A 13329-nucleotide genomic window follows, 5' to 3' on the forward strand; every position below is an offset into this window, starting at 1 on the left:
AGATAACTGCTGAAAAACAAATGAATTAAATCAAAGAATTTAGTTGTTGACACATGATTAACGATATGTTATTATATAAAAGTTGCTGTTGCGAAACGGTAACAAAATGAACCTTGAAAACTGAACAAGCAAAACGTAATCAATAAAGTTTTTAGTAGCTAACCTTGAGTTAGTGAACGAAACAAAAATTTGGACATCAAACATGATGCCAGCAAAACAATTTGAGCTAATCAAATTTCTTTTTATGGAGAGTTTGATCCTGGCTCAGGACGAACGCTGGCGGCGTGCCTAATACATGCAAGTCGAGCGAACAGAGAAGGAGCTTGCTCCTTTGACGTTAGCGGCGGACGGGTGAGTAACACGTGGGCAACCTACCTTATAGTTTGGGATAACTCCGGGAAACCGGGGCTAATACCGAATAATCTATTTTACTTCATGGTGAAATACTGAAAGACGGTTTCGGCTGTCGCTATAAGATGGGCCCGCGGCGCATTAGCTAGTTGGTGAGGTAACGGCTCACCAAGGCGACGATGCGTAGCCGACCTGAGAGGGTGATCGGCCACACTGGGACTGAGACACGGCCCAGACTCCTACGGGAGGCAGCAGTAGGGAATCTTCCACAATGGGCGAAAGCCTGATGGAGCAACGCCGCGTGAGTGAAGAAGGTTTTCGGATCGTAAAACTCTGTTGTAAGGGAAGAACAAGTACAGTAGTAACTGGCTGTACCTTGACGGTACCTTATTAGAAAGCCACGGCTAACTACGTGCCAGCAGCCGCGGTAATACGTAGGTGGCAAGCGTTGTCCGGAATTATTGGGCGTAAAGCGCGCGCAGGCGGTCCTTTAAGTCTGATGTGAAAGCCCACGGCTCAACCGTGGAGGGTCATTGGAAACTGGGGGACTTGAGTGCAGAAGAGGAAAGTGGAATTCCAAGTGTAGCGGTGAAATGCGTAGAGATTTGGAGGAACACCAGTGGCGAAGGCGACTTTCTGGTCTGTAACTGACGCTGAGGCGCGAAAGCGTGGGGAGCAAACAGGATTAGATACCCTGGTAGTCCACGCCGTAAACGATGAGTGCTAAGTGTTAGGGGGTTTCCGCCCCTTAGTGCTGCAGCTAACGCATTAAGCACTCCGCCTGGGGAGTACGGTCGCAAGACTGAAACTCAAAGGAATTGACGGGGGCCCGCACAAGCGGTGGAGCATGTGGTTTAATTCGAAGCAACGCGAAGAACCTTACCAGGTCTTGACATCCCGTTGACCACTGTAGAGATATGGTTTTCCCTTCGGGGACAACGGTGACAGGTGGTGCATGGTTGTCGTCAGCTCGTGTCGTGAGATGTTGGGTTAAGTCCCGCAACGAGCGCAACCCTTGATCTTAGTTGCCATCATTTAGTTGGGCACTCTAAGGTGACTGCCGGTGACAAACCGGAGGAAGGTGGGGATGACGTCAAATCATCATGCCCCTTATGACCTGGGCTACACACGTGCTACAATGGACGATACAAACGGTTGCCAACTCGCGAGAGGGAGCTAATCCGATAAAGTCGTTCTCAGTTCGGATTGTAGGCTGCAACTCGCCTACATGAAGCCGGAATCGCTAGTAATCGCGGATCAGCATGCCGCGGTGAATACGTTCCCGGGCCTTGTACACACCGCCCGTCACACCACGAGAGTTTGTAACACCCGAAGTCGGTGGGGTAACCTTTTGGAGCCAGCCGCCGAAGGTGGGATAGATGATTGGGGTGAAGTCGTAACAAGGTAGCCGTATCGGAAGGTGCGGCTGGATCACCTCCTTTCTAAGGATATTTTCGGAATACAAACCTAGGGTTTGTAAGATTACGTTTTGCGTTCAGTTTTGAAGGTTCATTCTTCTGAATGAAATACTTCAAAACTTGTTCTTTGAAAACTGGATAAAACGACATTGAAATTGTAACAAACACATTTATTTTTTAAGTTTTTTTATAGGCTTAATAACTTGGTTAAGTTATTAAGGGCGCACGGCGAATGCCTTGGCACTAGGAGCCGAAGAAGGACGGCACTAACACCGATATGCTTCGGGGAGCTGTAAGTGAGCTTTGATCCGGAGATTTCCGAATGGGGGAACCCACTACGTTTAATCGCGTAGTATCTTGACGTGAATACATAGCGTCTTGAAGGCAGACCCAGGGAACTGAAACATCTAAGTACCTGGAGGAAGAGAAAGAAAAATCGATTCCCTGAGTAGCGGCGAGCGAAACGGGAAGAGCCCAAACCAAGAGGCTTGCCTCTTGGGGTTGTAGGACACTCAATACGGAGTTACAAAAGAGCGAGTTAGATGAAGCGACTTGGAAAGGTCCGCCAGAGCAGGTAAAAGCCCTGTAGTCGAAAGTTCGTTCTCTCCTGAGTGGATCCTGAGTACGGCGGAACACGTGAAATTCCGTCGGAATCCGGGAGGACCATCTCCCAAGGCTAAATACTACCTAGTGACCGATAGTGAACCAGTACCGTGAGGGAAAGGTGAAAAGCACCCCGGAAGGGGAGTGAAAGAGATCCTGAAACCGTGTGCCTACAAGTAGTTAGAGCCCGTTAATGGGTGATAGCGTGCCTTTTGTAGAATGAACCGGCGAGTTACGATTACGTGCGAGGTTAAGCTTTAGAAGGCGGAGCCGCAGCGAAAGCGAGTCTGAATAGGGCGAATTAGTACGTGGTCGTAGACCCGAAACCAGGTGATCTACCCATGTCCAGGGTGAAGGTGAGGTAACACTTACTGGAGGCCCGAACCCACGCACGTTGAAAAGTGCGGGGATGAGGTGTGGGTAGCGGAGAAATTCCAATCGAACTTGGAGATAGCTGGTTCTCTCCGAAATAGCTTTAGGGCTAGCCTCGTGATGAGAATACTGGAGGTAGAGCACTGTTTGGACTAGGGGGCCATCCCGGTTTACCGAATTCAGACAAACTCCGAATGCCAGATATTTATACACGGGAGTCAGACTGCGAGTGATAAGATCCGTAGTCAAAAGGGAAACAGCCCAGACCACCAGCTAAGGTCCCAAAGTAATCGTTAAGTGGAAAAGGATGTGGCGTTGCACAGACAACCAGGATGTTGGCTTAGAAGCAGCCATCATTTAAAGAGTGCGTAATAGCTCACTGGTCGAGTGACGCTGCGCCGAAAATGTATCGGGGCTAAACGATTCACCGAAGCTGTGGATTGACATCTACGATGTCAGTGGTAGGAGAGCGTTCTAAGTGCGTTGAAGTCAGACCGGAAGGACTGGTGGAGCGCTTAGAAGTGAGAATGCCGGTATGAGTAGCGAAAGACGGGTGAGAATCCCGTCCACCGTATGACTAAGGTTTCCTGAGGAAGGCTCGTCCGCTCAGGGTTAGTCGGGACCTAAGCCGAGGCCGATAGGCGTAGGCGATGGACAACAGGTTGATATTCCTGTACCACCTCCTCACCGTTTGAGAAATGGGGGGACGCAGTAGGATAGGGTAAGCGCGCCGTTGGTTGTGCGCGTCCAAGCAGTAAGGCGTGTGTGTAGGCAAATCCGCACACTGTAACGTTGAGCTGTGATGGCGAGTCCGTATGGACGAAGTTCCTGATTTCACACTGCCAAGAAAAGCCTCTATCGAGGTGAGAGGTGCCCGTACCGCAAACCGACACAGGTAGTCGAGGAGAGAATCCTAAGGTGTGCGAGAGAACTCTCGTTAAGGAACTCGGCAAAATGACCCCGTAACTTCGGGAGAAGGGGTGCTCTTGAGCGTGCAAGCGCATGAGAGCCGCAGTGAATAGGCCCAGGCGACTGTTTAGCAAAAACACAGGTCTCTGCAAAACCGTAAGGTGACGTATAGGGGCTGACGCCTGCCCGGTGCTGGAAGGTTAAGAGGAGTGGTTAGCGCAAGCGAAGCTGCGAATTGAAGCCCCAGTAAACGGCGGCCGTAACTATAACGGTCCTAAGGTAGCGAAATTCCTTGTCGGGTAAGTTCCGACCCGCACGAAAGGCGTAACGATCTGGGCACTGTCTCAACGAGAGACTCGGTGAAATTATAGTACCTGTGAAGATGCAGGTTACCCGCGACAGGACGGAAAGACCCCGTGGAGCTTTACTGTAGCCTGATATTGAATTTTGGTACAACTTGTACAGGATAGGTAGGAGCCAGAGATCTCGGAGCGCCAGCTTCGAAGGAGGCGTCGGTGGGATACTACCCTGGTTGTATTGAAATTCTAACCCATGCCCCTTAGCGGGGCAGGAGACAGTGTCAGGCGGACAGTTTGACTGGGGCGGTCGCCTCCTAAAAGGTAACGGAGGCGCCCAAAGGTTCCCTCAGAATGGTTGGAAATCATTCGTAGAGTGTAAAGGCACAAGGGAGCTTGACTGCGAGACCTACAAGTCGAGCAGGGTCGAAAGACGGGCTTAGTGATCCGGTGGTTCCGCATGGAAGGGCCATCGCTCAACGGATAAAAGCTACCCCGGGGATAACAGGCTTATCTCCCCCAAGAGTCCACATCGACGGGGAGGTTTGGCACCTCGATGTCGGCTCATCGCATCCTGGGGCTGTAGTCGGTCCCAAGGGTTGGGCTGTTCGCCCATTAAAGCGGTACGCGAGCTGGGTTCAGAACGTCGTGAGACAGTTCGGTCCCTATCCGTCGTGGGCGTAGGAAATTTGAGAGGAGCTGTCCTTAGTACGAGAGGACCGGGATGGACACACCGCTGGTGTACCAGTTGTCTTGCCAAAGGCATCGCTGGGTAGCTATGTGTGGACGGGATAAGTGCTGAAAGCATCTAAGCATGAAGCCCCCCTCAAGATGAGATTTCCCATTACGCAAGTAAGTAAGATCCCTCAAAGACGATGAGGTAGATAGGTTCGAGGTGGAAGTGTGGTGACACATGGAGCTGACGAATACTAATCGATCGAGGACTTAACCAAAATGTTTGAAACATTCAATGCACGTTTATCCAGTTTTGAAAGAACAAAACCTTTCATATAAGGGTTTCAAGATACGAGTAGTACAAGGAAGCAAACGAGTGAATGAGGGAGCGTACCTCTGTACGTGACCGATTGAGCGAGAAAAGCTGACGCAGTAATACGCCGTGTATTGGAGGTCGAAAATAGTCTAGTGATGATGGCAAAGAGGTCACACCCGTTCCCATACCGAACACGGAAGTTAAGCTCTTTAGCGCCGATGGTAGTTGGGGGCTTCCCCCTGTGAGAGTAGGACGTCGCTAGGCAAACAGCAGCCACTGAGAAATCAGTGGCTTTTTTGTTTGCTTTCAAGAGCTCGACAAATACCTAAACCCTGAAAAATGTTGCAATTTAATTGATTTAAATTAGCAAAAAAGGGGTTACATAGTGAAGATATTTGAATTGAAAAAGTAAGGTTACAGGAATTTATTGAAAATAAAGAGGAATGAGCTATTCTAATACAGGGTTATTTACATCATGAATTTCCAAGTGTACAAGATATAATTTGGGTATTTCAAGGGGATTTCGGTATTATTCATCTCAAAGGCTGTTTCAAGTGCTTGGAATCAAATAATGATCAAGTTAAATTAGTAGAACATCTAGTACAAGAAATGGCGGCAAAGGCCACTAAATAGTATAAATGAGGAGACGAGAATAACTTGCATAGTTATTTGAAGAATAATCTTTGTAGAGCGGAGCTACCCAATTTGCTAGGATAGCTTTTTTATCATGCTATAATTTCGTATAATTAAATAAGAATATAACGGAAATGGGTGTTTTGTTTTGCAAAAGAAAAAGCCAATTGTAGAAGGGTTAGAGCGCTTTCGACTACAACAAAATATTTCCTTTCATGTACCAGGGCATAAGCATGGAGAACTGTCACATCTTCCTCAGGCATTTAAAGATGTAATGCGCTATGATGTAACTGAATTATCGGGTCTTGATGACCTACATCATCCAGAGGAAATGATATTAGAAGCAGAAAACTTGTTGGCAGATACATATGGGGCGATGAAGAGTTTCTTTTTAGTAGGTGGATCGACAGTTGGTAATTTAGCCATGATTTATGCCACATGTAAAAAAGGTGATACAATTATTGTCCAACGTAATGCACATAAGTCTATCTTTCATGCAATTGAGCTTGTTGGAGCAAAGCCTGTATTTGTTTCGCCACTTTGGGATGAACGAACATTAACTGCAACACATGTTTCTTATAGAGATTTAAAAGAAGCTGTTGATTATTTCCCAGAGGCTCGTGCAGTAGTTTTAACATACCCTACTTACTATGGTGTGACATCTAAAGAAATAGAGCAGCAGATTGCGTATTGTCATGAAAAAGGTATTCCTGTTTTGGTGGATGAAGCACATGGAGCTCATTTTAGTGCGTGTACTTTATTCCAACCGTCATCATTGACATATGGTGCTGATATCGTAGTACAGTCAGCACATAAAACATTGCCTGCAATGACAATGGCATCCTTTATGCATGTCAATTCAGACTTCATCAATGTCGACAAAGTAAATCATTATTTACGGATGCTACAATCTAGTAGTCCATCCTATCTCTTATTAGCTTCTTTAGATGATGCACGCTATTATGTACAGACATATATGGAGAGTGACGGTGCATATATAATAGAAAAAAGGAATCAATGGATAGAGGCATTACGGGCTATTGGTTCTTTGGAAGTTATTGAAGTAGATGATCCAATAAAATTATTACTCCGCGTTGATGGCTATAGTGGCTTTCAATTACAAGAGGCATTAGAAGCAAAGCATGTTTACGCAGAGCTAGCAGATGCAAATCAAGTATTGCTTGTGCTACCGTTGTTGAAACAGGGTCATAGCTATCCATTTGCAGAAATTCGTGTCCGTATTAAGGATGCAATAACATTGTTATTGAGCACGCCAATGGTAGAAATAATAACTGCTTCTCAAACAACCTACAATTTTGTAGCTATTACGGAACCCGCTTATACATTTGATGAAGTTGAAGGAGCGGAAAAAGAATGGTTGCCGTATATGCGTACGATGGGGCGTATCTCCGCAAGTATGATTATTCCGTATCCACCTGGTATTCCATTGCTTGTTCCGGGCGAAAAAATAACAGTAGCAAAGTTGAGTCAACTTGAGGAATTACTAGCTACTGGTGCGACGTTTCAAGGAAATCACCGTTTAGAAGAAAAAATGATAGAGGTCATTAAATAGTTGGAGGCAATAACAGCATGAATTGCAATTTATTTATTACATTTGAAGGTCCAGAAGGTGCTGGAAAAACAACAGTTATTCAAAAAATAGCTGAGCGACTTGCACAAGAAAATATTGATGTTTTAGCAACGAGAGAACCTGGTGGTATTGAGATTGCTGAAAAAATTAGGACGATTATTTTAGACCCTGCTCATACTGCCATGGATGAACGTACAGAGGCATTACTATATGCAGCGGCGAGAAGTCAGCATTATTTTGAAAAAGTACGACCTGCTTTGGATGCTGGTAAAATGGTTATTTGTGATCGCTTTATTGATTCATCTTTAGCATACCAAGGATATGCACGCGGTATTGGCGTCGATGAAGTATTATCTATTAATGAGTTTGCAATCGGTAAGAAGTTACCTGATATGACAATATTATTTGATCTTGCTCCAGAGGTTGGCTTAGCCCGGATTCATGCCCACGGAGAGCGAGAAGTAAATCGTTTAGATGTTGAAAGTTTAGCTTTTCATAAGAAGGTTCGGGAAGGGTATTTACAGTTAGTGGAGCGTTATCCTAAGCGTATATATGTCGTCAATGCAGACCAAAATATTGATCGTGTAGTTGAAGATGTATGGTCATTATTATATGAAGTAATGCAGTAAAAACATGAAGTTGTTCACCACATTGTGATATAATGGTAACATCTATTGTTTTATCTTCATTCAGGCGATATTTGGACACCAACTGACTGAAGATAAAGTCTCCGTTGCATATTTGATTTGGCTCTATAACGCTTATTAAATATGATAAACATTTCCCGTAGATGCTACTGTATTAAAAAAGGTAGTTAAAATTTATTTAGGTGAATTTTATAAAAGGGGTGAGTGCGAATGAAGTTAGTCGTAGCTGTAGTTCAAGATCAGGATAGCAGCCGTTTATCGAATGCTTTAACGAAAAATCAGTTTCGTGCAACTAAGTTAGCGAGCACAGGAGGATTTTTACGCTCAGGAAATACGACGTTTCTTATTGGGACGGAAGACTCTCTCATACCCAAAGTTTTAGATATAATTCGTGATAATTGTCGAGCACGAGAACAAATGGTTGCACCTGTTTCACCATTAGGTGGAAATGCAGATTCCTATATACCTTATCCTGTGGAGGTGGAGGTAGGGGGAGCAACTGTGTTTGTATTACCAATTGAACAGTTTCACCATTTTTAAATTATTGCCATGTTAAATATAACGTAAACACATTATAAATTAGCTTTTCCGTATTTGATAAAGAAAGCAAGTGGGGGCGAAAACAGCTTGAAGATCAATCAAGATATACGTGTCGGGTTAAATACTAATCGTAAAGAGCCACTGCATAACAATAATCAAAATAACCGATTTGGAGATATGGTCGTCAAGCAAGGAACCAAACTGCAAACTGAACAACTTACAAGGTTGCTAGGAGATATATCTACCGCGGGTGACCGTGTTGCAAGATCACGTAATTTACGAGAACTTGCTCGTTTTAAAATGCTTGTTAAACGATTTTTACAAGAAACAGTAGAGCATGGTATGGAGTTAAAGCAATCACATACATGGAATCGTTTTGGTGAAGGAAGACGCTTAAAAATTATTGAAACCATTGATACGCGTCTTGTGGAGCTTGCGCAAGATATTTTAGATGAAGAAAAAGAAGCAATTGACCTTCTTGATAAAATCGGTGAGATTAAAGGCCTATTAATTAATTTATATATGTAAAACCCGTGTCTTGTTCTCTTGTAGGCGCGGGCTTTTTTCAAATCTATTCAGCAGTCATGTTTACAACACTAGGTAAGGAATTACTTGTGAATGACATGAAACTAATATGTAACTAATCTATCTACACTAAAAAGCAGATATTTCTGTACTAAAAGTGAGCAATTGTTATAGGAAGGAATTTAAATATATGGCCAAGAATGTTGAAGAGCTATTCACACTACAGCCAGTCGTAATGAAGCAGCTTCAAACGATTTTTGACAAAAATAGATTAGCGCATGCATACATTTTTGATGGAGAAAAAGGGACAGGCAAAGTAGATATTATGCAGTTTTTTGTCAAATTAATGCTATGTGAGCAACCAAATCAAAATGTTCCATGTGAAACATGTCGAAATTGCAGACGTGTCGATTCAGGCAATCATCCAAATATTCATCAAATTTATCCAGAGGGTCAATTCATAAAAATTGATCAAATACGTGAATTAATTGCTGAGATGAAAATGATGGGCGTTGAAGAGGGACGTAAGATTTATGTACTTCATCATGCAGATCGTCTCAATATTGCATCTGCAAACATGATACTAAAATTTTTAGAGGAACCAGATGGTGAGGTAACTGCGATTTTACTAACGGAGCAAATGCAGTCAATATTACCAACGATTCGCTCTCGCTGCCAGCATATTAAATTTCAAAAAATGCCTCGACATATATTGTTAAAGCATTTGCAAGATCAAAATATTTCTTATTCGATGGCTTCTACAGTGAGCATGATGACGAACGAGCTCGAAACAGCGATATTTTTAGCAAATGATGAGCAGTTTGCACATGCTCGAAAAACAGTGTTAAAATTAGTAGAGGCAATTCGTCAGAATGTACATGAAGCAATGCTTGTTGTACATGAAGAATGGTTGCCGCTGTTTAAAGAAAAAGGCGAGATGGAGCAGGCATTGGATTTACTGCTATTTGCTTACCGTGATATAGTGTCAATAAAAGCTAATCCCGAAGCATCTTGTACTTACCCAGACATGTTACAAACATTTAAAGAAGCTGCGTTACATTCGACTTATGAACGTCTATCTAGTCAAATGGAGTCAATTTTACAGGCACGCGCATCTTTACAGCGTAACATGAATAGGACGTTAATGATGGAGCAGTTAATGCTAAATCTGCAGGAGGGATATACATTTGTATAATGTAGTGGGGATCCGCTTTAAAAAAGCGGGTAAAATATATTATTTTGATCCAGCATCATATCTACTAGAAGACAGTCAATATGTCATTGTAGAGACAGCTCGCGGTGTGGAATATGGTAAAGTAGTTGTCCCTCAAAAGGTTGTTGGGGATAATGATGTTGTATTACCACTTAAGCAAGTTCTACGACCAGCGGATGAACGTGATCGTATTCAAGTAGAAGAAAATGCTGCCGAATCAAAGCGCGCATTTGAATTAGCAAGTACAAAAATCATAGAGCATAGTTTAGAAATGAAGCTCGTAGATGTTGAATATACATTTGATCGTAATAAAATTATCTTTTATTTTACGGCTGAAGGACGCGTCGATTTCAGAGATTTAGTAAAAGATTTAGCTTCCGTTTTTAGAACACGTATCGAACTTCGTCAAATTGGCGTACGTGATGAGGCGAAGTTGTTAGGTGGTATTGGTCCATGTGGCCGAATGCTTTGCTGCTCAACTTTTTTAGGCGATTTTGAGCCGGTTTCTATTAAAATGGCTAAAGATCAAAACTTATCTTTAAATCCATCCAAAATTTCAGGTCTTTGCGGCCGTTTAATGTGCTGCTTGAAGTATGAAAATGATGAATATGAGGAAGCAAAAGAAGGTATGCCAGATATTGGTGAAATGACGATGACACCAGATGGCCGCGGTAAAGTTGTAGGTTTAAATGTACTGGAAAGACTTATTCAAGTATATTTACAAGAGCAGGAGCGCACAGTCGAATATACACTAGAAGAACTGCTAGCATACGAAAAAAATCTTATATAAGATAGAGAATTGAACGAGGTGGCTTGGGTGAAGGACCGTAATTTCTTAGATACCGTTATGGAGTTCGAACAACAGCTCGAAGCAATGCAGGAGCAATTTGGTGCATTGAAACAATTTGTAGCGTTAATGATGGAAGAACATAAGGCACTCGAAACAGAAAATCATCACCTTCGTACACGTCTAGAAGAACTACTTTCTAATGAAAATACTGTACAAGCTATTGTTGAGAAGAAAGGGAATTCGTTAGATATTGGCGAAGGCTATGATAACCTAGCACGTCTATACCAAGAAGGCTTCCATGTTTGTCATGTTCATTTTGGAAGTTCAAGGAAAGGCGAAGACTGTCTGTTTTGTCTATCATTTTTAAATAAACAAAATGTGTAATAGAAGACTGATTCCCACTATGGTGGTGTCAGTCTTTTGTTTTGTATAGTAGGAGGAAGAAACATGGAAGATTGGTTAAAGGATGACGAACGGTTAGACTATTTATTGGCTGAGAATTTACGTATTATTCAAAGTCCCTCTGTCTTTTCGTTTTCATTAGATGCAGTACTACTTTCGAAATTTGTCAATGTCCCATATCATAAAGGGAAAATTGTTGATTTATGTTCAGGTAATGGTGTAATTCCGCTTTTTCTAAGTGCCAGAACAAAAGGACATATTACAGGAGTAGAGATTCAACCACGCTTATTTGATATGGCTGAACGAAGTATCCGTTACAATAAGTTAGAAGAGCAAATTGATATGGTTCTTGGTGATGTGAAGGAAATTCCTAAGAAGCTTGGGATCGAAAAATATGATACTGTAACCTGTAATCCACCATATTTTTTAGCACATGAAGCTAGTGATAAAAATCTAAGTGAACATTACGCTATTGCACGTCATGAACTATATTTAACGTTAGAGGAATCGATACAATCAGCAAGCAAATTATTAAAGCAAGGTGGAAAGGCAGCCTTTGTTCATCGACCTGGTCGATTATTAGATATTGTTACGGCAATGCGGGCAAATCGTTTAGAGCCTAAACGAATGCAATTTATTTATCCAAAAGAAGGTAAGGAAGCCAATACACTATTAATAGAAGGAATTAAGGACGGTAAACCTGATTTGAAAATATTGCCTCCCCTGTATGTCTATGATGCTAACAATGAATATACAGCAGAAGTGAGAGAAATCCTTTATGGAAAAGAACAATAGTCATTATTTTTATGTGCTAGAATGTGCCGATCAATCCTTATACGCAGGCTATACAAATAATGTAGATAGGCGTGTCGCTGTACACAATGCTGGTAAAGGAGCAAAATATACGAGAGCACGAGGACCAGTGCAATGTATTTATGTAGAGGAATTCGATACAAAACCTGAGGCGATGCGAGCAGAATATGCTTTTAAACAGCTAACGCGAACGCAAAAAATAAAATATATAGGGAGAGATGGGTCATGAAATCTCAGAAAAGTACAATACATGATCATACAGGGTGTTTATATCTAGTTGCAACACCTATTGGGAATCTAGAGGATATGAGTGTGCGTGCACTACGTATTTTAAAGGAAGCAGATATTATTGCAGCCGAGGATACGCGTAATACAAAGAAGTTATGCAACTACTTTAATATAGAAACACCACTTATAAGCTATCATGAACATAATTTAGCGGTGGGTGGAGAGAAGCTGTTAGCCCTATTACGTGAAGGAAAAACCGTTGCGTTAGTTAGTGATGCTGGTTTACCTTGTATTTCTGATCCTGGTGCAGATATAGTAGAAAAAGCAATCGATCAAGACTTCCCAGTTGTTCCAGTGCCAGGTCCCAATGCAGCAATATCAGCATTAATTGCTTCTGGGTTAACGCCACAACCCTTTTTCTTTTATGGATTTTTGAACCGAGGAAAAAAGGAACGTCGACAACAATTAGAGCAACTCAAAAAACGTCAGGAAACCATTTTGTTTTATGAGGCTCCTCATCGATTAAAGGAAACCTTAAAAGATATGGAAGCTATTCTTGGGAATCGTCGAATTGTATTAGCTCGTGAGTTAACAAAAAAATTCGAGGAGTTTTTACGTGGTACATTAGCTGAAGCAGTGGAATGGTCACAAACAGAGGAAATCCGAGGGGAATTTTGTATTGTCCTTGAAGGAAACGAAAATGCCGAGGAAGAAAATAATGAAGAAACATATTGGATGACCATGTCTGTTATTGATCATGTCGATTATATTATTAATCATACAGGTGTTACATCGAAAGAAGCTATAAAGGAAGTAGCAAAATTACGTCAAGTAGCGAAGCGAGACGTCTATAATGAATATCATAGTTAATGTAAAAAAGAGGTTGCCTTCATATCGGCACCTCTTTTTTGTATATCTATTCAAATAGGTGGCACATCATCAACATCAGTTCGGTATGACATTTGTTAAAACGCATCCTATATAAGTTAATTGGAGTGGGGTTGGTC

General features: G+C 42.4%; 10 protein-coding genes and 3 rRNA genes. All 13 read left to right on the forward strand.

Annotated features, from left to right (window positions below; translation table 11 throughout):
- Positions 1 to 241: 241 nt before the first annotated feature.
- The 13 genes from AB9L17_RS00285 to rsmI all read left to right on the forward strand — a co-directional run bounded on the left by AB9L17_RS00285 (position 242) and on the right by rsmI (position 13192).
- Positions 242 to 1793 (forward strand): 16S ribosomal RNA (locus AB9L17_RS00285).
- A 181-nt stretch (positions 1794 to 1974) separates the two neighbouring features.
- Positions 1975 to 4902: ribosomal RNA gene (locus AB9L17_RS00290) — 23S ribosomal RNA — on the forward strand.
- Between the two features lie 186 nt (positions 4903 to 5088).
- A 5S ribosomal RNA gene (gene rrf / locus AB9L17_RS00295) occupies positions 5089 to 5204 on the forward strand.
- Together the 16S, 23S and 5S rRNA genes form the textbook arrangement of a ribosomal RNA operon.
- A 517-nt stretch (positions 5205 to 5721) precedes the next feature.
- Positions 5722 to 7146 carry an aminotransferase class I/II-fold pyridoxal phosphate-dependent enzyme gene (locus tag AB9L17_RS00300; RefSeq protein WP_068986568.1) on the forward strand — a complete coding sequence of 475 codons (1425 nt, stop codon included), beginning with the start codon at positions 5722 to 5724 and terminating at the stop codon, positions 7144 to 7146.
- A 17-nt stretch (positions 7147 to 7163) separates the two neighbouring features.
- Positions 7164 to 7793 carry a dTMP kinase gene (tmk, locus tag AB9L17_RS00305; protein WP_068986569.1) on the forward strand — a complete coding sequence of 210 codons (630 nt, stop codon included), beginning with the start codon at positions 7164 to 7166 and terminating at the stop codon, positions 7791 to 7793.
- A gap of 228 nt (positions 7794 to 8021) precedes the next feature.
- Positions 8022 to 8351, forward strand: a complete 330-nt coding sequence (locus AB9L17_RS00310) for a cyclic-di-AMP receptor (protein WP_010857007.1) — start codon at positions 8022 to 8024, stop codon at positions 8349 to 8351.
- 87 nt (positions 8352 to 8438) lie between these two features.
- Positions 8439 to 8879, forward strand: a complete 441-nt coding sequence (locus AB9L17_RS00315) for a YaaR family protein (protein WP_068986570.1) — start codon at positions 8439 to 8441, stop codon at positions 8877 to 8879.
- A gap of 187 nt (positions 8880 to 9066) precedes the next feature.
- Positions 9067 to 10071 (forward strand): DNA polymerase III subunit delta', encoded by a 1005-nt coding sequence (gene holB / locus AB9L17_RS00320; protein WP_068986571.1) that lies wholly within the window; start codon positions 9067 to 9069, stop codon positions 10069 to 10071.
- Entirely contained in the window at positions 10064 to 10879 is an 816-nt protein-coding gene (locus tag AB9L17_RS00325; RefSeq protein WP_068986572.1) for a PSP1 domain-containing protein, read from the forward strand. Before holB ends, AB9L17_RS00325 begins: the two co-directional genes overlap by 8 nt.
- A 27-nt stretch (positions 10880 to 10906) precedes the next feature.
- Positions 10907 to 11263 (forward strand): DNA replication initiation control protein YabA, encoded by a 357-nt coding sequence (yabA, locus tag AB9L17_RS00330; protein ID WP_068986573.1) that lies wholly within the window; start codon positions 10907 to 10909, stop codon positions 11261 to 11263.
- A gap of 63 nt (positions 11264 to 11326) precedes the next feature.
- On the forward strand, positions 11327 to 12076 hold the full coding sequence (locus AB9L17_RS00335) for a tRNA1(Val) (adenine(37)-N6)-methyltransferase (RefSeq protein WP_068986574.1): 750 nt from the start codon (positions 11327 to 11329) through the stop codon (positions 12074 to 12076).
- On the forward strand, positions 12060 to 12323 hold the full coding sequence (locus AB9L17_RS00340) for a GIY-YIG nuclease family protein (RefSeq protein WP_068986575.1): 264 nt from the start codon (positions 12060 to 12062) through the stop codon (positions 12321 to 12323). Before AB9L17_RS00335 ends, AB9L17_RS00340 begins: the two co-directional genes overlap by 17 nt.
- A complete protein-coding gene (gene rsmI / locus AB9L17_RS00345; RefSeq protein WP_068986576.1) occupies positions 12320 to 13192 on the forward strand; it encodes a 16S rRNA (cytidine(1402)-2'-O)-methyltransferase in 873 nt (290 codons plus the stop codon). Before AB9L17_RS00340 ends, rsmI begins: the two co-directional genes overlap by 4 nt.
- Positions 13193 to 13329 lie beyond the last annotated feature (137 nt).

The sequence above is a fragment of the Lysinibacillus sp. RS11 genome (assembly GCF_042019215.1).
Lineage (GTDB): Bacteria > Bacillota > Bacilli > Bacillales_A > Planococcaceae > Lysinibacillus > Lysinibacillus xylanilyticus_A.